The organism is Streptomyces sp. SM1, assembly GCF_002910825.1.
GTDB lineage: Bacteria > Actinomycetota > Actinomycetes > Streptomycetales > Streptomycetaceae > Streptomyces > Streptomyces okerensis.
The window spans coordinates 1-19,604 of record NZ_NEUB01000950.1; the positions used below are offsets into that span (position 1 = coordinate 1).

General features: G+C 71.1%; 18 protein-coding genes and 1 tRNA gene. 6 read left to right on the forward strand and 13 right to left on the reverse strand.

What is annotated here, in order from left to right; translation table 11 throughout:
• Window positions 1-233 precede the first annotated feature (233 nt).
• Window positions 234-1,424, forward strand: a complete 1,191-nt coding sequence (locus B9S61_RS33155; RefSeq protein ID WP_103543576.1) for an IS110 family transposase — start codon at window positions 234-236, stop codon at window positions 1,422-1,424.
• Here the strand turns inward: B9S61_RS33155 and B9S61_RS33160 are convergent.
• The 12 genes from B9S61_RS33160 to B9S61_RS33215 form a co-directional block, all read right to left on the reverse strand.
• Window positions 1,398-2,246: an IclR family transcriptional regulator gene (locus tag B9S61_RS33160; RefSeq protein WP_103545491.1), complete on the reverse strand. Its 849-nt coding sequence runs from the start codon at window positions 2,244-2,246 to the stop codon at window positions 1,398-1,400. The genes B9S61_RS33155 and B9S61_RS33160 overlap by 27 nt on opposite strands.
• Window positions 2,247-2,322: 76 nt before the next feature.
• Window positions 2,323-3,582: an Ohr family peroxiredoxin gene (locus B9S61_RS41790; RefSeq protein WP_219819987.1), complete on the reverse strand. Its 1,260-nt coding sequence runs from the start codon at window positions 3,580-3,582 to the stop codon at window positions 2,323-2,325.
• Window positions 3,579-4,940, reverse strand: coding sequence for a M20/M25/M40 family metallo-hydrolase (locus B9S61_RS33170; RefSeq protein ID WP_103545492.1), 1,362 nt, complete (start codon window positions 4,938-4,940; stop codon window positions 3,579-3,581). Before B9S61_RS33170 ends, B9S61_RS41790 begins: the two co-directional genes overlap by 4 nt.
• A gap of 100 nt (window positions 4,941-5,040) precedes the next feature.
• Complete coding sequence (locus tag B9S61_RS33175) at window positions 5,041-5,802, reverse strand: SDR family NAD(P)-dependent oxidoreductase (protein ID WP_103545493.1); 762 nt, start codon at window positions 5,800-5,802, stop codon at window positions 5,041-5,043.
• A complete protein-coding gene (locus B9S61_RS33180) occupies window positions 5,799-6,698 on the reverse strand; it encodes an ABC transporter permease (RefSeq protein WP_258039992.1) in 900 nt (299 codons plus the stop codon). The genes B9S61_RS33175 and B9S61_RS33180 overlap by 4 nt, the downstream gene beginning before the upstream one ends.
• Window positions 6,698-7,528, reverse strand: coding sequence for an ABC transporter ATP-binding protein (locus tag B9S61_RS33185; RefSeq protein ID WP_103545494.1), 831 nt, complete (start codon window positions 7,526-7,528; stop codon window positions 6,698-6,700). Before B9S61_RS33185 ends, B9S61_RS33180 begins: the two co-directional genes overlap by 1 nt.
• 39 nt (window positions 7,529-7,567) lie before the next feature.
• Complete coding sequence (locus B9S61_RS33190) at window positions 7,568-8,692, reverse strand: ABC transporter substrate-binding protein (RefSeq protein ID WP_103545495.1); 1,125 nt, start codon at window positions 8,690-8,692, stop codon at window positions 7,568-7,570.
• Window positions 8,689-9,132: a hypothetical protein gene (locus B9S61_RS33195; RefSeq protein ID WP_181007642.1), complete on the reverse strand. Its 444-nt coding sequence runs from the start codon at window positions 9,130-9,132 to the stop codon at window positions 8,689-8,691. The genes B9S61_RS33190 and B9S61_RS33195 overlap by 4 nt, the downstream gene beginning before the upstream one ends.
• Window positions 9,132-9,440 carry a hypothetical protein gene (locus B9S61_RS33200; RefSeq protein ID WP_103545496.1) on the reverse strand — a complete coding sequence of 103 codons (309 nt, stop codon included), beginning with the start codon at window positions 9,438-9,440 and terminating at the stop codon, window positions 9,132-9,134. Before B9S61_RS33200 ends, B9S61_RS33195 begins: the two co-directional genes overlap by 1 nt.
• A gap of 8 nt (window positions 9,441-9,448) precedes the next feature.
• Window positions 9,449-10,525, reverse strand: a complete 1,077-nt coding sequence (locus B9S61_RS33205) for a class I SAM-dependent methyltransferase (protein WP_103545497.1) — start codon at window positions 10,523-10,525, stop codon at window positions 9,449-9,451.
• A 385-nt stretch (window positions 10,526-10,910) separates the two neighbouring features.
• Entirely contained in the window at window positions 10,911-12,959 is a 2,049-nt protein-coding gene (locus tag B9S61_RS33210) for an FAD-dependent oxidoreductase (RefSeq protein WP_103545498.1), read from the reverse strand.
• 271 nt (window positions 12,960-13,230) lie between these two features.
• A tRNA-Pro gene (locus B9S61_RS33215) sits at window positions 13,231-13,304 on the reverse strand.
• 222 nt (window positions 13,305-13,526) lie between these two features.
• Between B9S61_RS33215 and B9S61_RS33220 the strand changes: the two genes are divergently transcribed.
• On the forward strand, window positions 13,527-14,696 hold the full coding sequence (locus B9S61_RS33220; RefSeq protein ID WP_103545499.1) for a Gfo/Idh/MocA family protein: 1,170 nt from the start codon (window positions 13,527-13,529) through the stop codon (window positions 14,694-14,696).
• Between the two features lie 204 nt (window positions 14,697-14,900).
• Here B9S61_RS33220 and B9S61_RS33225 read toward each other — a convergent pair whose 3' ends face one another.
• Window positions 14,901-15,935, reverse strand: a complete 1,035-nt coding sequence (locus tag B9S61_RS33225; RefSeq protein ID WP_103545500.1) for a LacI family DNA-binding transcriptional regulator — start codon at window positions 15,933-15,935, stop codon at window positions 14,901-14,903.
• Window positions 15,936-16,054: 119 nt separating this feature from the next.
• Here B9S61_RS33225 and B9S61_RS33230 point away from each other — a divergent pair, with 119 nt between their 5' ends.
• The 4 genes from B9S61_RS33230 to B9S61_RS33245 form a co-directional block, all read left to right on the forward strand.
• Window positions 16,055-17,230 (forward strand): phytanoyl-CoA dioxygenase family protein, encoded by a 1,176-nt coding sequence (locus tag B9S61_RS33230; protein WP_103545501.1) that lies wholly within the window; start codon window positions 16,055-16,057, stop codon window positions 17,228-17,230.
• A gap of 20 nt (window positions 17,231-17,250) precedes the next feature.
• A complete protein-coding gene (locus B9S61_RS33235) occupies window positions 17,251-18,027 on the forward strand; it encodes an SDR family oxidoreductase (protein WP_103545502.1) in 777 nt (258 codons plus the stop codon).
• Between the two features lie 75 nt (window positions 18,028-18,102).
• A complete protein-coding gene (locus tag B9S61_RS33240) occupies window positions 18,103-19,107 on the forward strand; it encodes a Gfo/Idh/MocA family oxidoreductase (protein WP_103545503.1) in 1,005 nt (334 codons plus the stop codon).
• Window positions 19,104-19,604: Gfo/Idh/MocA family protein (locus B9S61_RS33245; RefSeq protein ID WP_146065015.1), on the forward strand; the 501-nt coding region annotated here is incomplete at its 3' end. The genes B9S61_RS33240 and B9S61_RS33245, both read left to right, overlap by 4 nt.

Genomic DNA, 19,604 nt, shown 5'->3' on the forward strand with positions numbered 1-19,604 from the left:
GTCCTACCTTTCAAGACGTGGGTCTGATCCGGTCATTCGTAGGATCGGAGGGCCCAGGGGTTCTGGGTATGGCTGCATGGTGGGCGCCGTTTGGATGGCTCAAAGGACTTGGCCGCCCGGAGCCCCGCGACGACTCGACCGCCAATTGGGAGACGCGACTCGATCGCTGCTGTAGGACAACGTCGGCGAGGTCGTCTGCGGGATCGATGTGACGACGAGCTGGCGGAGGGAACGTGCCCGAGATCTGGGCCGGAGTGGACATCGGCAAGACGCATCACCACTGCGTGGTGATCAACGCGGACGGCGAGCGGCTGCTGTCCCGCCGGGTCCTGAACGACGAGACCGAGCTGCTTCAGCTCATCGGCGACGTCCTGGAGATATCCACCGACGTGCTGTGGGCCGTCGACCTCAACCACGGCGGGGCCGCCCTGCTGATCGGCCTGCTGCTCAGCCACGGCCAGCCGATGGCCTACCTCACCGGCCTCGCGGTCCACCGAGCATCGGCCACCTACAAAGGCGAGGGCAAGACTGACGCGAAGGACGCCTTCGTCATCGCCGACCAGGCCCGCGTCCGACGTGATCTCGGCCTGCTGAGGCCCGGCGACGAGATCGCCATTGACCTGCGCACGCTCACTACCCGGCGCCTGGACGTGGTCTTCGACCGCACCCGGCAGATCAACCGTCTCCGCGCTCAACTGCTGGAGATCTTCCCCGCGTTGGAACGCTCGCTTGAGCTGACCAACAAAGGGCCGGTGATGTTGCTGACCGGCTACCAGACCCCGGCCGCGATCCGCCGCGCCGGCGCGAAGCGGATCGAGACCTGGCTGAAGAACCGCAAGGTCCGCGGCGCCGCCGCACTTGCGAAAACGGCTGTGGAGGCTGCCCAGGCGCAGCTGACGGCCCTGCCTGGCGAGACGCTGGCCGCCGCCATGGTGGTCCGCCTCGCGAAGGGGGTGATGTCCCTCGATGAGGAGATCGCCGAGCTCGACGCCCTGATCGAGGCCAAGTTTCGCGAGCATCCGCACGCTGAGGTGATCCGCAGTCTGCCCGGCATGGGCCCCAAGCTCGGTGCCGAGTTCATCGCCGCGACCGGCGGTGACATGGACGCCTTCGGCAGCGCCGATCGGCTGGCCGGCTTCGCCGGCCTGGCGCCCAGGCCACGCGACTCCGGCCGCGTCAGCGGCAACCTGCGCAGACCCAGGCGTTACCACCGTGGACTGCTGCGGAGCATGTACCTGTCGGCGATGGTCAGCACTACCACCTGTCCCGCCTCGAAGGCGTACTACCAGCGCAAGAGGAGCGAGGGGAAAGGACACAAGCAGGCTCTGCTGGCCCTCGCCCGCCGACGCCTCAATGTCCTGTGGGCGATGATCCGTGACGGACAGTGCTACCAAGGTTCACCTCCCGTCACGGCGGCGGCTTGACTTCATGATTGGGAAGTCCTTTCGTTTCCCGGTGTCGTCCCGTACGGCGCCGAGATCGGCGGAGATGTCGGCGGCGGCCGCCGCCACCTGTTCGCCGAGCCGGCTGCTGCTGCTCTCGGCGAACATCGCCCTGGTCCCGCACACGGACACCGACCCGACGACCTGACCGATCGGCCCGTGCACCGCGGCCGCCACGCTGGCCGCCTCCAGCTGCCGTTCGCCGACGCTCACCGCGTAGCCGACCGCCCGGATGACGGCTGTCTCCTCACGCAGTGTGGTGGCCGAGGTGATGGTGGCGTCGGTGACGCCGTGCAGGCTGTGGTGGGCGATGTAGTCCTCCCTCTCGGTATCGGGCAGGGCGGCGAGGATCGCCTTGGAGGAGGAGCCCGCGTGCAAGGGGTGGCTGGTTCCCAGGGCCACCGACATCCGGATCTCCTGGCGGGAGAGGACCTGGTCCACGTACACCCGCGACCAGCCCTGCCGCAGGGAGAGCGTCGTGGTCTGGCCGGTGAGTTCGGACAGGGCCACCAGGTGGCGGTGGGCGATGGCGGCGACGTCGAGTTCCCGCATCGCGGCGAGTCCGATGCTCAGGGCGCCGGGTCCCATCCGGTAGGACTTGGTGGCCTCATCGAGCACGAGGAACTTCTCCAGCACCAGCTCCCGGAGGATGCGGTGCACCACGGCCTTGGGGAGTCCGGTCTCCCGGGCGATCGCCGAGACGCCCTGGGCGTGCGGCGCACGCGCGATGGCGTCGATCACGGCGAGAGCCCGGGAGATACCGGAGCGGCCGGGGGTCGTGGACCCGGCGTCGTCGACGGTCATGAAAACCTCGGTCGGTCGGCCGGCCCGGATGTCCGGGCCGGCGTGAATGGGTCGGTCACTCGAGGGCCGGACGGCCTCAACTGCCGCCGTGGATCTCGGTGATGACCTCGATGTTGCCGCGAACCGCGTTCGAGTAGGGGCAGACGGCGTGTGTGATCTCCACCAGTTCCTCCAGGACGTCCTGCGGGCACTGAGGTGCGCTGACGTCGAGCCGTGCCGCGATGCCGTACGTCCCGCCCGGCACGGTGCCGAGGGTGACGGAGGCCGTCACGGTGACCGGGCCGGCCTTGACCCTGCGGCGGCGCTCGGCGACGGCGAGGGCGCTGCTGAAGCAGGCGGCGTATCCGGCGGCGAACAACTCCTCGGGGTCGGTACCGGTGTTGCCGTCCGTGCGCTCGGCCGGGCGCGTCAGCTCCACCTCCAGAGCGCCGGTACGGGAGGTGGCGCGTCCCGCGCGCCCGCCGGACACGTCGACGGTGGCGGTGTAGACGGGTGTGAAACTCCGCTCGGCGACGGCGGCGTGGGCCAGCGCATGGGCGGCGACCGCGTCCGCGAACGCGTCCGGCTGTTCCTCGGCGACGAAGTCCGTGCCGCCGTCGAGACGGACCAGGGGCGCGTCGGGGAACGCGGCGGTGACGACGTCGTTCATGCGGTCCAGTACGTCCTCGCTGCCGTGCAACAGCAGGGTCGGCACTCCCGCGAGGGACGCGGTGTCCAGCGTGTGGGCGAAGACGGCGCGGTAGGCGACGCCGTAGTCGGGGCCGACGCTGAGGTACTCGGCGACCTGACGGGTGCACGACTCGGCGGAGACGGTGGGGTACAGCCACCGGATCCGGTCCCACACGACCCGCAGGTGGCTGCCGTCGGTGTCGGGGGTGTATCCGGGGGCGTACCCGGCGGCCTTCTTCTCCCGCTCCTCGTCGCTGTACAGCGGGATGCCCTGGAAGATGAGGCTCAGCACGCGGTCGCGCTGGAGCAGCGTGGCCTCGGCGGACACGATCGCGCCGGTGTGCTGGCCGAGCAGGTGCACCTTCCGCAGGCCGAGGGCGTCGACGATCTGCCAGAGGGCGGACGCGTACTCGGGAATGGACCACTGCGACGGCGTCGGGTCCGACATGCCGAAGCCGGGGATGTCCAGGGCGACGACGTCCAGTCCGCGCGCTCCGAGCGCGGCCATGGCCGGCTCGTAGGTGGCGGAGGAGAGCGGCGACTGGTGGACGATGACCAGTGCGGGGCCGCCGGTGTCGCCGGAGCGGCGGTAGTGGACCTGGCCCCAGGGGAGTTCCAGGTAGCCGCGGTGCGACGAGCCCTTCATGTGAGTGGCGTGGATGCTCATTCGGACACCGCCAGCGCGGCCATGATCTCGACCACGTGCTTGATGCCCATGCGGTAGTCCTCGAGTCGGATGTGTTCGTTGGGGCCGTCGATGCCGGCGTCGGCGCGGGAGACGCCCACGCCCACGATCGGCACGTCGCCCAGGGAGCCCTGGTTGCCGATCCACTGGGTGTAGGGCTCGATGAGCGGCTCCGCGCCGTAGGCGGCGCGCGCGGTCTCGGCGACGAGGGTGACGAACGGGTCGGTGTGGTCGGTGTGGTGGGGGCGGCTGGTGGCCATCACCTCGACGGCGACGTCCTCGAAGCCGCCCTTCGCCAGGTGGGTGCGTACGGCGTCCAGCACCCGCTCCGGGTCCTGACCGGGCACCAGGCGGATCTCCACCTTGGCGGTGGCGGCGGCGGGGATGCCGAGGGTGACGTCCTCCGCGTTGTTGCCGCCTTCGATGCCCGCGATGGTCAGCGTCGGTACGGTGCGGATCGCGACGGCGGCCTCGGCGTCGGTGAGGCCGCCGGTGAAGGCGTCGACTCCCGCGCGCCGCTTCAGGAAGTCGCCGTCGAACGGCATCTTCTCCAGCAGGGCGCGTTCGTCGTCGGTGGGGACGCGGGCGTCGTCCGCGAAGCCGGCGACGGCCGGGGTGCCGTCGGGGTTGACCAGGGAGGCCAGGGCGGCGGTGAGCCGGGTCGTGGCGGACGGCAGCAGCACGGTGTTCTGGCTGGTCAGTTCACGCAGGAGGGTCTGCGCGGTGAAGCGCAGGTACAGGATGCCCTTCTCGCCGAGCTTCAGCAGCGGCCGGCCCTCGCCGTCCGTCCAGGAGTTCTCCCACAGGGCCGCGTCCGCGGCCAGCCGTTCGGCGTGCGCCTCGACGAAGCCGCCCAGTCCGGGGCTGTGCAGCCACTGCTTCCCCTCCATGATGTACCGGCTGGTGACCGGGGGCTCCTGCCCGGACAGACGCCAGGCCGCGGCGGCGTGCAGGCGTGACATCAGCGCACCCTTGTCGTCGGCCACACCCCGCGCGTAGAGCCGGCCGTCGTGGATCTCCGCCGCGTACGGGGGGCTGATCCACTCGGAGTCGTCGCCGGTGGGCTCGACCTCGACGTCGTAGTGGTTGAAGTGCAGCAGGCGCCGGTCGCCGCCGCCGATCTCGGCGATCACGTAGGGGTGCGACCTCTCCCACTCCACGATCTCGGCGGTGCCGCCCCAGCGTTCGGCGGAATCCCTGAGGAACACGGCCGTGGCCGCCATCTGCTCGGGCTCCTGGCGTCGGCTGCGCAGACGGCAGAGCTCCTGGAGCTCGGTGACGAATTCGTCGAAGTGCTCGTCGACCGCGTCGAGGGCGGCCTGCAGGTCGATCTCGGGCATGAGGGACGCTCCTGGTCTCGGGGGTGGCTCGGGGGCGCTGGGGGCCGCCGGGTCGTGACGTGTGCCGGGCGGAGGGGGCGGGTGCTCCGGATCCGCCGGCTCAGTGGATGACGACTCCGCCGTCGACGAACACGGTCTGCCCGGTCGTCATGGCCGCGGCGGGGCTGAGGAGGTGGGCGACGGTCAGAGCGACGTCGCGCGGGCCGGCCATCCGGCCGAGCGGGATGCTCGCCATCTTGTCCGCCATGTAGGTGTCGTCGGCCCGGACGTCCTCGGTCATCGCGGTCGGCACGATGGTCGGGCCGACCGCGTTGACGCGTATGCCGTCGGGTGCCCATTCCAGCGCCAGCACCCGGGCCATATGCATGACGCCTGCCTTGCTGACGCAGTAGGCGAGGGTGTCGAGCACCGCGATGTGACCGTTGGTGGACCCGATGTTGACCACGCTGGCCTCCCCGGCGGCGCGCAGTGCGGGGTAGGCCGCCTGCGACATCCGGAAGGTGCCGGTGAGGTTGACGTCGACGACCCGGTCGAAGTCAACCTCGCTGATGGTGGCGGCCGGGCCCCGGCCGACGATGCCGGCGTTGTTCACCAGGTGGTCCAGCCGCCCGTGGGCGGCGACGGCCTCGGCCACGGTGCGCCGGCAGGACTCCGCCGACGTGATGTCGACATGATGCCGGGTGTGCGGGCCGGCGGGGAGGGCGTCCTCCCACCGGTCCGGCGGCAGGATGTCCGCGGCGGCCACGGTGGCGCCCAGTTCGGCCAGGCGGGCCGTGATGGCCGCACCGATCCCGCGTGCGGCCCCGGTCACCAGGGCCACCCTCCCGTCGAACCGTACGGGGTCGGTGCCGTGGGCGCTCATGCGCCGATCACCGTGTTGTCCTCGGCCCAGAAGGCGAACCGCTTCTGCGCGGTGCGGATGATGAAGTGCGCGATCAGTCCCAGGACCGAGAGCACCACCAGGACCGCGAACATCCCCGCGATGTCGAAGTTGTAGTTGGTCTGGAGCAGCAGATACCCCAGGCCCTCCTTCGCTCCGATGAACTCGCCGACGACCGCGCCGAGGATGGCGAAGACGATGCCGATGTCGAGGCCGGCGAAGATGAACGGCAGTGCGCTGGGCAGCCGCACGCGGCGGAAGACGTCGGCCTTGCTCGCGCCGAACACCTTCAGCATCTGCACCCGGTCGGCGTCCGCCGATCGCAGCCCCTCGATCACGTTCACCAGCATGGGGAAGAAGGAGATGACGGCGGCCATCACGACCTTGCTGGTCATGCCGAAGCCGAACCACACCACGAACAGCGGCGCGAGGGCCACCTTCGGCACCGTCTGGAAGGCCACGATGTACGGCATCAGGGTCTTCTCGACCAGCCGGATCTGCGAGATCGCGGTGCCCAGCAGCAGTGCCGCACCGACCCCGATCACGAAGCCGTACAGCGACTCCAGCAGGGTCACCTTCATATGGGTCCAGAACAGCGCGTCGGACACCTGGGTCACCAGTGCCTCGGCGATGCTGGTGGGCCGCGGCAGCACGTACTCGTCGATGCCGAGGGCCGGGACCAGGTACTCCCACAGGAGCATGACCGTCACGAAGACACCGGGGACCAGCACCCATTCCGGGTGGTCCCGCAGGTCCCGGCGGCGCCGCGCGGGCCTGGCCTTCGGGTCCGGGGCCGGCGAGGCCGCGGCGGTCGCGTCCCCCGGAGCCGTGCCGTCGTTCTGCGGTTCCTTCTTGATCGTCACTGTCGGCGGCCTCATCAGTCCATCACACCTTGGGCGTTGAAGAAGGTACGGATGCGCTCCACGTACACGCCGGCCCGGTCGGACGCCATGACGCTCAGCTCACGCGGACGTTCCAGGTCGATGTCGATGACCTCGGCGATCCGGCCGGGCCGGGGGCTGAGGACGACGACCCGGTCGGAGAGGAACACCGCCTCGGGAATGGAGTGGGTCACGAGCACGACGGTCTTGCCGCTCTCCTTCCAGATGCGCAAGAGCTCGACGTTCATGTACTCGCGCGTCATGGCGTCCAGCGCACCGAACGGCTCGTCCATGAGGAGCACCGCCGGGTCGTGGACCAGGGCCCGGCAGATACCGGCCCGCTGCTGCATGCCGCCGCTCAGCTCGTCGGGGTACTTGTCCTCGAATCCGCCGAGCCCGACCATCTCCAGCAACTGGTCGGCACGCTCGCGGTAGACCGCCCGGTCGAGGCGCTGGACCTCGACCGGGACCATGACGTTCTGCAGGATGGTGCGCCAGGGCAGGAGGGTGGCGGCCTGGAAGACCATGCCGACCTCGGGCAGGGGTCCCTCCACCTCGCAGCCGGCCACGCGGACCGTGCCCCCGCTGCGGGGGATGAGCCCGGCGAGGATCTTCAGCAGCGTCGTCTTGCCGCAGCCCGACGGGCCCACGATCGAGACGAACTCGCCACGCCCGACCTTGAGATCGATGTCGGACAGCGCGTGGGTCGGTTCCGACTTCCGCGGACGGTAGATCTTGTGCAGCCCGCTCAGCTCGATCCAGCTGTCGTCGCTGGCCTGCGCGGCAGCCGCCGTACGCGGACGGCGCCCGAGGGTCTTGATGGCCATCGTGGCCTCCTGCCTTCCTGCTCCTGGCGTCGCCGCCGGCTACTTGGTGGCGCTCTTGGCCTTGCTGATGACGGCCGCCGCGTCGAAGTCGTTGACGTCCTTCAGCAGGCTGTCGTCCCACAGGGCCTTGATGTCCGGGTCCTCGGTGATGTTCCCGGCGGCCTTCATGTAGTCGGCCGTGCTGATCCAGGCCTCGTCGCTGATGGCACCCCAGTCCTTGAAGGACTCCGGCTCGCCCTCGGCGGGTGTGGCGGACGCGACCCAGGTCTTGAGGATCTCGGCGTCGTTCGCGATCCGGTCCTCGGCCTCCTGGCCGGACAGGATCGCCGGGAAGACGGCGTAGCCGTCCTTCATGGCGGCCTCGGGGTTCACGGCGGAGAACAGCATGCCCTTGTACGAGGCCCGCAGGAACCGGGTGATCTCGTCCTTCCTGGAGCGCAGGGTGTCCTCGCGGACCACGTAGGTCAGGGACCTGATCCCGTCGAACCGCTCACCGTTCTCCAGGTAGTCGAACTTCTTCCCGGTGAGTTCGATCGTGGTGTACGCCTGCGTGTAGAGGGCCAGGGCATCCACCTTGCCGCTCTCCAGCGCGGACAGCGCCTGGCTGCCGACACCGACCGGCACCAGGTCGACGTCCTTCTCCGGGTCCAGGCCGGCGTCCTCGACGAAGGCGCGGGCGTACGGGGCGGACCCCGACGCCAGGCTGATGACGCCGATCTTCCTGCCCTTGAGGTCCTCGGGGCTCGTGACCTCGCTGCCCGGCGCGGTGGCGATGCGCCACGGCCAGTTCTGCACGAGGCCGCCGACGGCGACGACCGGGACGCCCTTCTCGCGGGCGGCGAGGATGGCGCTGGCGTCGGAGGGACTGATGTCGGCGCTGCCGGAGGCAACCGCCTGCACCGCGGCGACCGAGCCGTCGGTGTTGATGGTCTTGACGTCCAGGTTCTCCTCCGCGAGGAAACCCTGCTCCTTCGCCACGGAGAAGGTGGCGACCTCCTCCTTGGGGCCGGTGACGGCGGAGGCGATGGCCAGCTGGATCGTCGCGGTCTTCTTCCCGGAGCCGTCCGAGGACCCGGCGGAGTCGGACGAACCGCCGCAGGCGGTGAGGCCGATCAGGGCGGACAGCGTCAGGGCGCTCGCGCCCGCCTTCATGCCTTGCTTCATCTTGCGTACCTCTGCTTGCTGCTCGGTGGAAAGGACGTTCGGCCGCGGAACGGGGCGCTGATCCCGGTGTCCGCGAGGTCGTTGTAGACGTGCTGTTCGGCGATCAGCCCGTCCCGCAGGACGAAGACGTCGACGTAGCGCACCCCTTCGAAGGGCAGCCCTCGCATGTCCTCGCCGTAGAGGGTGCCGAGCGAGGTGACCGTGACCAGGCCGTCGGGGGTGGCCCCCACCAGGTAGCGGTCGCGGCGCTTGCGCACCCACCGGTAGCGGCCCCGCTGGCCGGCGACCATGTCGGGGAGGGAGACGTAGACGGCTCCGGTGGGGAAGACGATGCGCGGTGCGGAGGCCAGCATCGCCTGGGCCTCCTCCAGTCTGCGGTCCTCGCAGTACTGGAGGTACCGGTCGACCGTCTCGGCCGGCGGGAGCTGTTCGGCGGTCATCAGTCGGACTTCCGCAGGGTCGACTCCCACTGGTCACGCAGCGGGTGCTCGGCCGGACCGCTCTCGGTGATGATCCGCATCAAGCGGACGAGGGCGGCGTCGCGCTGGTCGTCCAGCACGCGCTGCTCGTCCTCGGTGGGCTCCAGCGCGTCGAGTTCACCACCGGTGAGCACGCCGTGCCGCACGAGCAGCGCCTCCATACCGCGCAACCGCTGTGTGGTCACGTGGAGTTCGGTGCTGACCTGAAGAACCAGGTCGAACAGCTTGCCGATGTTGCGGTCGCGGAAGTAGTTGAACTCTTCGGACATGGTTCGCCTCAGTTCTGCGGCTTGGTGGCGGTCAGGACGGCCCAGGGGAAGTGCCACTCGCGGCGGTCGCCCCAACCCTCCGGGCGCATGCCCTCGCGACGCTCGTCGAAGGGCGTCCACCCGGCACCGGTCAGGCCGGCCTCCGCGCAGACCTTCAGGAGGTCGGCCCCGAACAGGTCGCGGAAGAAGGGCTCGTTGTTGCGCTCGGCATGTTCGAAGATCGTGGCGTCACGGAAGGTGTCCCCGGTGGGGTGGAACTCCAGGAAGACCATCGTGCCGCCGGGCTTGAGCAGCCGGGCCGCCTCGACGACGGTCTCGCGGACCGCCTCGGCCGGCATCTCGTGCAGCACCATGGTGCCGGTGACGACGTCGCAGGAGCCGTCCTCCAGACCGGTGTCGCGGCCGTCGCCCTGACGGAAGCTGATAGCGGCGCCGGCGTCCTCGGCCTCCGCGTGCGCCAGGCGCAGGCCGGGGGCGGCCAGGTCGATGCCGATGATCTCGGCCGTCGGGTACCTGGCGGCCAGCGGCCGGGTGCTCTTGCCGAAGCCGCAGCCGATGTCGACGACCCGGGATGCCTCGGGGACGTCGGGCAGAGCGGTCTCGGTGAAGAGGCGGTGGAACTTGTAGCCGTCGTTGTCCCGGAGCATCACGATCCGCGCGCCCAGCTCGTACACGTAGGCGCTGAGGTCGTCCGAGTAGAAGCTGCCGGGCTGGACGTGGATGTCGTAGTCGGTGTACCAGTCGGGCAGTTCGGTGTCCGGGGAGAGCCGGAGTTCGCCCTCGGGCCGGCCGGGAAGGTCGTCGAGCTGCTCGCGCAGTGTCCCGGCACGGCCGACCACGGCCGCGCCGACGGTCTTCCACAGCATCTTCTGCTGCACCCGCTCCAGGTGGCTGTACCAGGGGTACAGGCTCAGGCGCTGCAGGCGCTCCACCGCGCCGTCCACGTCGTCTGCCACCGGGCCGGTCGCCAGGTACTCCTCGGAGAGGGCCGGGTAGACGGTGTCGGACCAGCGCTTGCGCAGGGCCAGGACGAAGTCCACGGACGAACGTTCGTCGAGAGTGAGCTGGTTCTCGATATCGAGCATGTGCATCTCCTGAATCGGCATGTCTGCGGTGCGTGGGCGGGCCCGCCGGACGGGACGTGGCCGTGGCCATGGCCGCCGGGGGCGCGCTGGTGCAGGGGGGCCGGATCAAACGGGTGCGGAGCCACGGGGGCTCCGGCACCGGTGGGCCGGTCGCGAGGGTGTTTCGGGGAACGCCGGTACGCCGATGAGGGCCCGGGTGGGAGCGGTGTGTCGGCCGGGCGGTCGGTCCCCCCGTCGTGCCCGGGTGTGGCCGACGGTGAACGGGCGAGGTGAGGTGTGCGGTCCGGCGTCCGTGACGGGGCGGTTCCCGGAGATGGGGTGAACCGGCCGCCGCGAGGGACGGTACGGCTGTCGAGAGTGCGGTGAAGGTGGAGAGGTTCCGGGCTCAGACAGGCTCGGAGCGTTCGGGAGTTCGGGCGAGGAGTTCGGCGCCGTTGACGGCGTCGGTCAGGAAGGTTCCGGCGAGGCGGCCTTCGTACACTGCCTCCAGCGCGGTGCGCGGGGCGTTCGCGTCGCCGACGACATGCACGCGCGGTGCGTCGTCCCGGGCATCGAGCTCCCGGTACACCGCGTCGTCGGCCACCGGCAGTCCCACGTCCACGACGGCCGTGACGCCGGTGAGTTCTTCGGTACGGCCGCACAGCGTGTCCCGCAGGACGACGGTTTCCCCCCGGGCCGTCTCCACGTCACGCATGACGTGCGCGCGGATCCCCAGTTCTCCGAGGCGCCTGGTGAGCGCCAGCCTGGAGTAGGTGGTGATCTTCGAGGCGAACGAGGCCGTCGGCGACAGCATGTGCACCTGCGCGCCGGCGCCGGCGAGGGCCTCGGCGAGGGAGGCCGCCGTCCAGGTGCCCTGGTCGTCGCGGACGAGGACCGTCCCGCGCAGTGGCGAGGCAACGTCCCCGAGCGCGGCGACCGTCTCCATCACGTCGAACACGGGTGGCCCGCCGGGCAGTTCGCGTCGGCTGGGACGCGCGCCGGTCGCGACGACGACGTCGTCGAAGCCGTCCAGCCGCCCGCCGGGCACCAGTTCGGCCGCGGTCACCCGCTCTCCGAGGCATACCTCGACGCCGCTCGCGTCGAGTTCGCGTTCCAGGTCGGTGACCATCAGGCCCAGACGTTCCCGGCCGGGTACCGAGGCCGCTACGGAGATCCGGCCGCCGAGCGAGGGTCCGGCCTCGGCCAGGACCACGTCGTGTCCGGCGCGGTCCGCGGAGAGGGCGGCCTCCATCCCGGAGGGTCCTCCGCCGACCACCAGGACACGTCGGGCCGGGGCGTCCCCGGCCGCGCGCAGTTCGGCCCACTCGCGCTCGGCGCCGACCTCGGGGTTGACGACGCACGCGATCGGCAGACTGGCCTCGAGCCGTCCGACGCAGCCCTGGTTGCAGGCGAGGCAGGAACGGACGTCGTGGGCGTGCCCCTCCTCGGCACGGCGTACCAGGTACGGGTCGGCGATGTGCGGCCGGGCCAGTCCGACGAGGTCGGCCTCGCCGGCCGCGACGAGGTCCGCGGCCTCCGGCAGACTGTCGAGGCGGCACACCGCGAGCACCGGGAGGCCGGGGATCTCCTTCTTGAACAGGGCCGCGTGGTGCCGGAAGTGGGCGTGCCGGAAGCTCATGTCCGCCATCTGCGTGCTGAGTGAGTAGCTGCCGTGGTAGGCGGCGTGGCTCGCGTGGACGTACAGCAGCGGGTACTCCTGCCGCAGCCGGTCCACGATCTCGAGCATGTCCGGCGGCGTGAGCCCTCCGGGGAGGAACTCGTCCGTGCTCACGCGGATGCCCATGGGCAGGTCCGGCGCCTGTGTCCGCACCTCGGCCAGCACCTCGCGGGTGAACCGGAGCCGGCCGTCGGGGCTGCCGCCGTACGCGTCGGTACGGGTGTTGGTGAAGGGCGACAGGAACTGTTCCAGCAGGTGGCCGTGGCCGAGGTGAATCTCGACGCCGTCGAAGCCGGCCTGCCCCATCCGCCGTGCCGCGGCACCAAAGGCCCGTACGACGACGGCGATGTCGGAGCGTCCCATGGCATGCGGGACATGGGTCCCCGCGGCCCACGGTGTGGTACCGGGCGACCAGGCCGCGGTGCGCGTGGCGTCGCCGCTGGCCTGGCGGCCGGTGTGCAGCAACTGGGCGAACAGCCGTGTGCCGTGGGTCTGCACCGCGTCGGCGACGGCCGCGTAGGCGGGTATGGAGTCGTCGTCGAAGCTGCCGAGGCTGATGTGGCGGCCGGCGCTGGTCGGGTGGACCCGGATGCCCTCGGTGATGATCAGCCCCACTCCGCCGCGGGCGCGCTCGCCGTGGTAGGCGGCGTGACGCTCGGTCGGATGGTTGGCGTGGCCGAAATTCGTGGTGTGTCCCGGCACGAAGACCCGGTTCCGCAGACGCACGGAGCCGAGACTGACGGGCGAGAGAAGGACATTGACGTCGGAGCTGGTCACTCGTGACCCCCCATCCAAGGGCAGTGAACCCTACGACGTTCCGTTGACCGGTACGCCGTTCGATTGGATGGAACACTAGGAAGCGCCGCGCGGTGCGTCAATGTGTTACTGATGAGTAATTTAAACTGTTAACATTCGGGCACTCCCGACGCATCATCGCCATGTTTTCGGCCACGGACGAAGGATGCGTAGCGGCATGCAGCCCCCGGAAACGGCCAAGGGCCGCTTCCGGATGCCTCCGAAAGCGGCCCTGACCCGCGACTGTCACCAGTCGGGACGACAGGATTCGAACCTGCGACCCCTTGACCCCCAGTCAAGTGCGCTACCAAGCTGCGCCACGTCCCGCTGCGGGCTCACGCGGCGAACCGCATGATCACGCAGGTCAACCCTACCGCATCCCCGAGGTCGCGACGGCTGCCCCTCCGTCGACCCGAGCAGTCCGGCCGGGGACCGCATCACCGGCCGGCCCCGTGATCCCGTGTTTGTCCTGTCAAATGGTTGACATGACGCGGTGTCCCCGCGGAAGGTGAGCCGACAGGACAAGGACCGGGCCGGAGAGAGGCTTTCATGGTGGATGCGCTGGGTGTCGCCGTCGTCGGATTCGGCTGGATGGGGCGGGTGCACACCCAGGCGTACGCGCGCGTGCGGCACCACTATCCGCAGCTGGCCCTGCGGCCGGAGCTGGTCACCGTCGCCGAGGAGGTGCCGGGCCGGGCCGAGGAGGCCGCCGCGCAGTTCGGCTTCGCCTCGACGGCCCGCGACTGGCGTGAGGTGGCCGCCGATCCGCGCGTCCGGGCGGTCAGCATCACCGCCCCGAACTTCCTGCACCGCGAGATCGGTGTCGCGATGGCGGCGGCCGGCAAGCACATCTGGATCGAGAAGCCGGTGGGCCTCGGCCCCGAGGACGCGCGCGCGGTGGCGGACGCGGTCGCCGAGGCGGGGGTGCAGGGTGCGGTCGGCTTCAACTACCGCAACGCGCCCGCCGTGGAGGCGGCCCGCGAGCTGATCGACTCCGGCGGCATCGGCACGGTCACCCACGTGCGGGTGCGACTGTTCAGCGACTACGCCGCTCACCCGGAAGGCGCCCTGACCTGGCGCTACGAGCGGGAGCGAGGGGGCAGCGGAGTGCTGGGCGACCTGGCGTCGCACGGGGCCGATCTGGCCCGCTTCCTGCTCGGCGACATCGCCTCGCTGACCGCGGACACGGCCGTCTTCCTGCCCGAGCGGGCCCGTCCGGCGGGCGCCACGGCCGGCCACTCCCGCGCGGCGGGCGGTGAACTCGGCCCGGTGGAGAACGAGGACTACGTCAGCTGTCTGCTGCGGTTCGCCTCCGGGGCGCGCGGGGTGCTGGAGGCCTGCCGGGTCTCGGTGGGCGAACAGAACAACTACGGCTTCGAGGTGCACGGGACCAGGGGCGCGGTGTTCTGGGACTTCCGCCGGATGAACGAATTCGGCGTCAGCCGTGGCACGGCCTATCAGGACCAGCCCGTGAGCACCGTGTACGTCGGTCCGGGGGACGGTGAGTTCGGTGCGTTCCAGCCGGGTGCCGCCAATGCCATGGGCTATGACGACCTGAAGGTGATCGAGGCGTACCGCTTCCTTCGGTCCGTGGCAGAGGGAGCGCCGTACGGGGCCACGGTGGGGGACGCGGTGCACGGCGCCGTCGTGCTGGAGGCGATGGCGCGGTCGGCGGAGAGCGGGAGCTGGGTGACGGTGGACGGACCGGGGGCACTCTGACGTCTCTTCCTCGCCCCCGTCGCCCCGTCCCCGGGGCTGCGCCCCGGACCCCTTCGCGCAGTTCCCCGCGCCCCCGAGGTCGACGGCGAACACGCCGTCGGCGAGCGCGACCAGCCGTTCCGGCCCGCCTTCCGGAGTCGGTTTCCTCATGCGCACGACCGTAGGCAGGCCCGTCCCGGTGTGACGGCGTACACGCCTGGGCCGTCACCCGGCCACCGTCGGGGACGGCATGTTGTAGGGGGTCACCACCTGGATGGCGGAGGGCGGGGTGGGACCGGCGGGCGGCAGGGCGCCGTGGGCGCGCATCACGAGGTGGCAGGCCTCGCGCAGGTCGTGGCGGAGATCGTGGTGGAGCACGGCGGACAGCCGGTGCTCGCGCAGCAGCCGGGTGTTGTCGTGGTCGAGGTCGTGGGCGACGAACACGGCGCACTCGCGCCCGGCGTCCCCGAAGGCGCGCAGGGTCGCGATGTTGCCGCCGCCGATGGAGTACACCGCGCGGATCTCCGGGTCACGGTCGAGGGCGGCCCGGACCAGGTCGTACTGGGTGGCGTCCAGCCCTTGCCCCTCGGCGATCTCGACGAGGGCCCGCCCGGGGTGACGGGCGCGCATCGCGCCGCGGAAGCCCATCTCACGCTCCTCCTCGTTGCGGAAGAAGCCGCTGGAGAGGCTGGTGAGGACGTTGCCGGGCCGGTCGCCCAGCCACTGCCCCATCAGGTAGGCGGCGGTGGCGCCCGCCGCCCGGTTGTCGCTGCCGACATGACCGATCCGGGCACTCGCGGGCAGGTCCGTCACCAGGGTCACCACCGGGATGCCCGCCGCGGCGAGCCGGTCGGCGGCGGCCGTGATCTCGGGGACGTCCGGCGCCTTGAGGATCACGCCCTGCGAGCCGCGCCGGCCGATCCGGTCGAGGGTGGTGACCAGCTCCCCCGCCGGACCGGTCTCCCGGAAGTGGAAGCGGGAGCGGACCACCGCGGGGTGCAGGGAGGGCAGTTCGGCCTCCAGCGCGGCACGGACGGCGGTGGAGAACCGCTCCGGCGACTGCATCACGATGTCCACCATGAAGGTCCGGCCGACGAGGCGGACCTGGGTGCGCTGGCGGTCCAGGTCGGCTATCGCGCGGTGCACCTCCTGCGCGGTGCTCTCCCGCACTCCTCCCCGGCCGTTGAGGACGCGGTCCACCGTGGCCTCGCTCAACCCGGCCTGACGTGCTATTTCCCGGAGCGGGAAGGGGTGGCCCATACGACGGCTCCTGAGGGGTTTTTGATGGCATCCTGCCGGTTGTTCGAAGGGTTTGTACTGACAAGAATGACATCAGCCGCGTCGCTTCGTGACCAGACGTGACCAGAAGGGACGACCTCATGTCCGCATCCTCTTCCGTGGGGACCTCCGCGCCCGCCGCCTGGCTCTCGGAGCGGGACTGCGGCCTGGACGCCCTGCGCGTTCTCGTCGAGCAGCAGACCGACCCGGCCCCCTACCCGCACGCCGGTGCCGTCGAGCGGAACGTGCTGCTCTACGACGCCGAGCGGCTCGCCCTCGCCGACCGCCGCGCCGTGCAGGCCGAACTGGTGCGCGCGCTCGCCGACGGCCCGGGCATCGTGGTGGTCCGCGGCGCCTTCCCCGACCCGGCGGTCGTGGACCGGACCACCGCCGTCTTCGAGTCACTGATCGCGGAGCAGCGCGCCTCGGGCACCGCGGCCGGTGACCACTTCGCCAGGCCGGGTGCCAACGACCGGGTGTGGAACGCGCTGGAGAAGGCCGCCCTGTACGACCCGCAGGCGTTCGCCGACTACTACGCCAACGACGTGATCGCCCTGGTCTCCGAAGCCTGGCTGGGCCCCGGCTACCAGGTCACCTCCCAGGTCAACGTGGTCAACCCGGGCGGTGCCGCGCAGACCGTGCACCGCGACTACCACCTCGGCTTCCTGTCCAACGAGACCGCCGCCCGCTACCCGGCGCACGTGCACCGCCTCTCCCCGGTGCTCACCCTGCAGGGCGCGGTGGCGCACTGCGACATGCCCGTCGAGTCCGGGCCGACGCTCTACCTGCCGCACTCACAGAAGTACGGGCCCGGCTATCTCGCCTGGCGGCTCCCTCGGTTCCACGCCTACTTCGAGGAGCACCACGTCCAGCTGCCGCTCGCCCAGGGTGACGCGGTGTTCTTCAACCCGGCGCTGTTCCACGCCGCCGGCGCCAACCACTCGGCGGACATCCGGCGGATGGCCAACCTGCTCCAGGTGTCCTCCGCGTTCGGGCGGGCCATGGAGAGCGTGGACCGCGAGGCCGTGGCGGGCGCCGTGTACCCGGTGCTCCTGGGCCGCAAGGCCGAGGGCGCCGGGGAACAGTGGCTGGAGAACGTGATCGCGGCGAGCGCCGAGGGATACCCGTTCCCCACCAACCTGGACAACGACCCGCCGGTCGACGGTCTGGCCCCGCCCTCGGGGGCCGAGGTCGTGCGCCGGGCGCTGCGCGAGGGGTGGACCGCGCGGACCCTGCGGGACGAACTGCGGGCCGGCGCCAAGCGGCGCGAGAGCTGAAAGGAACCCGGAAGGACATCATGGGACTTCTCGACGACAAGGTCGTCCTCGTCAACGGCGGCAGTCAGGGCGTCGGGGCCGCCATCGCGCGGGCCGCGGTCCGTGAGGGTGCGGTCGTGGCCGTCAGCGGGCGGCGTCCGGAACCCGGTGAGGCGCTGGTCGCCGAGCTGACCGGGGGCGGCGGCAAGGCGATGTTCGTACGGGCCGACCTGGCGGACGCCGACCAGGCCCGGGCCTCGGTCACCCGGGTGGTGGAGGCGTACGGCCGGGTCGACTGCCTGGTGAACTCCGCCGGGCTGACCTCGCGCGGGACACTGCTGGACACCACCCCCGAACTGTTCGACCAGCACATCGCGATCAACCTCAAGGCGCCGTTCTTCGCCATGCAGGCCGCCGTCGCGGACATGGTGCGGCGCGAGGAGCCCGGCACGGTCGTCAACATCATCACCTCGTCGGCACACGGCGGCCAGCCGTTCCTCGCGCCGTACGTCGCCGCGAAGGCGGGCCTGATAGGCCTGACCCGGAACGCGGCGCACGCCCACCGCTGGGACCGGATCCGGATCAACGGCCTGAACATCGGCTGGACCGCCACCGAGGGCGAGGACGCCACGCAGCGCGCCTTCCACGCCGCCGGGGACGACTGGCGCGAACAGGCCGCCGCGCGGCTGCCGATGGGCAAGCTCGGCCAGCCGGACGAGATCGCCGACTTCGTGGTCCTGCTGCTCTCCGACCGTTCCGGGGTGGTCACCGGGTCCGTGATCGACTGGGACCAGAACGTCCTCGGCGGCCTCGACTGACCCTCCCCGCCCTCCACCCGTACGCACCAGCACGCATCACTACGCGCCACTACTTCACCCAAGGAGCACGTCCCCATGCGTATCGGAATCCTCGGTCTCGGCCGCATCGGCGCCTTCCACGCCGAGACCCTGTCCGGGCTCGACGCCGTGGAGTCCCTCGTCGTGTCCGACCCGTTCGCGGAGGCCGCGAAGGCCGCCGCCGAGCGGTTCGGCGCGGAGGTCGCGGACTCCCCCGAGGCGGTGCTCGCGGCCGGCGTGGACGGTGTGGTCGTGGCCGCCGCGACCGACGCGCACCCGGCGCTGATCCTGGCCTGTGCGGAGGCGGGCGTGCCCGTCTTCTGCGAGAAGCCCGTGGCCCGCACCATGGCCGAGGGTGTGGCGGTGCTGAAGGCCGTCGAGGGACGGGACGTGCCGGTCCAGATCGGCTACAACCGCCGGTTCGACGCCGGCTTCGTCGCCGCGCGGGCCGCCGTACGGAGCGGGGAGCTGGGCACGCTGCACACCGTGCGCTCGACCACGCTGGACCCGGCGCCGCCGCCGGCCGCGTACATCGCCGCGTCCGGGGGCATCTTCCGGGACTGCTCGGTGCACGACTTCGACATCATCCGCTGGGTGACCGGCCGGGAGGTGACGGAGGTGTACGCGGCCGGCGGCAACCGGGGCGCCGACTTCATCAGGGAGGCGGGCGACGCCGACACCACCGGCGCGGTCCTCACCCTGGACGACGGCACCCTCGCGGTGGTCTCCAACAGCCGTCACAACGCCCGGGGCTACGACGTCCGTATGGAGATCCACGGCTTCCGGGACTCCATCGCGGTGGGCCTGGAGGACAAGCTGCCGCTGCGGTCGGTGGAGCCGGGCGTGACCTTCCCCGGGGGCACCCCGCACGACTTCTTCATGGACCGCTTCACGGCCGCCTACCGTGCCGAGCTGACGGCGTTCACCGAGGTCGTGGCGGGCTCGCGCCCCTCACCGTGCACCATCTCCGACGCGCTGGAGGCGGGCTGGATCGCCGAGGCGTGCACGCTGTCCCTGCACGAGCACCGCCCCGTCACCGTCGAGGAGGTACGGCACGCATGAGCGAGTCCGGCCGGGAACCCCTGCGCATCGGAATCCTGGGAGCCGCGCGGATCACCGAGCGCTCCCTCGTCGCCCCGGCCCGGGCCGGTGGCCACCGCCTGGTCGCGGTGGCCGCCCGCGACCGCTCCCGCGCGGAGGCCTTCGCCGAGGCGCACGGGGTGGAGCGGGTTCTCGGTTCGTACGCCGAACTGCTGGCCGATCCCGAGGTCGAGGTCGTCTACAATCCGCTCGCCAACGGCCTGCACGGGCCGTGGAACCTGGCGGCGCTGGCGGCCGGCAAGCACGTCCTGTCGGAGAAGCCGTCGGCGAGCAACGCGGCGGAGGCGGTGGAGGTGCGGGAGGCTGCCGCGACGTCCGGCGCCGTCTTCATGGAAGCCTTCCACTACCTCTTCCATCCGGTCACCCGGCGGCTGCACGAACTGCTGGCCTCCGGTGAGCCCGGCGAACTCCGCCACGTGGAGGCCATGGTGGCGATCCCGGCCCCGGAGGCCACCGAC

Bases quoted from the DNA above. Each gene is read 5' to 3' on its own strand.
- B9S61_RS33160 (WP_103545491.1), bottom strand. From the start codon at position 2,246: ATGACCGTCGACGACGCCGGGTCCACGACCCCCGGCCGCTCCGGTATC.
- B9S61_RS41790 (WP_219819987.1), bottom strand. From the start codon at position 3,582: ATGAGCATCCACGCCACTCACATGAAGGGCTCGTCGCACCGCGGCTAC.
- B9S61_RS33170 (WP_103545492.1), bottom strand. From the start codon at position 4,940: ATGCCCGAGATCGACCTGCAGGCCGCCCTCGACGCGGTCGACGAGCAC.
- B9S61_RS33175 (WP_103545493.1), bottom strand. From the start codon at position 5,802: ATGAGCGCCCACGGCACCGACCCCGTACGGTTCGACGGGAGGGTGGCC.
- B9S61_RS33180 (WP_258039992.1), bottom strand. From the start codon at position 6,698: ATGAGGCCGCCGACAGTGACGATCAAGAAGGAACCGCAGAACGACGGC.
- B9S61_RS33185 (WP_103545494.1), bottom strand. From the start codon at position 7,528: ATGGCCATCAAGACCCTCGGGCGCCGTCCGCGTACGGCGGCTGCCGCG.
- B9S61_RS33190 (WP_103545495.1), bottom strand. From the start codon at position 8,692: ATGAAGCAAGGCATGAAGGCGGGCGCGAGCGCCCTGACGCTGTCCGCC.
- B9S61_RS33195 (WP_181007642.1), bottom strand. From the start codon at position 9,132: ATGACCGCCGAACAGCTCCCGCCGGCCGAGACGGTCGACCGGTACCTC.
- B9S61_RS33200 (WP_103545496.1), bottom strand. From the start codon at position 9,440: ATGTCCGAAGAGTTCAACTACTTCCGCGACCGCAACATCGGCAAGCTG.
- B9S61_RS33205 (WP_103545497.1), bottom strand. From the start codon at position 10,525: ATGCTCGATATCGAGAACCAGCTCACTCTCGACGAACGTTCGTCCGTG.
- B9S61_RS33220 (WP_103545499.1), top strand. From the start codon at position 13,527: ATGGTGGATGCGCTGGGTGTCGCCGTCGTCGGATTCGGCTGGATGGGG.
- B9S61_RS33225 (WP_103545500.1), bottom strand. From the start codon at position 15,935: ATGGGCCACCCCTTCCCGCTCCGGGAAATAGCACGTCAGGCCGGGTTG.
- B9S61_RS33230 (WP_103545501.1), top strand. From the start codon at position 16,055: ATGTCCGCATCCTCTTCCGTGGGGACCTCCGCGCCCGCCGCCTGGCTC.
- B9S61_RS33235 (WP_103545502.1), top strand. From the start codon at position 17,251: ATGGGACTTCTCGACGACAAGGTCGTCCTCGTCAACGGCGGCAGTCAG.
- B9S61_RS33240 (WP_103545503.1), top strand. From the start codon at position 18,103: ATGCGTATCGGAATCCTCGGTCTCGGCCGCATCGGCGCCTTCCACGCC.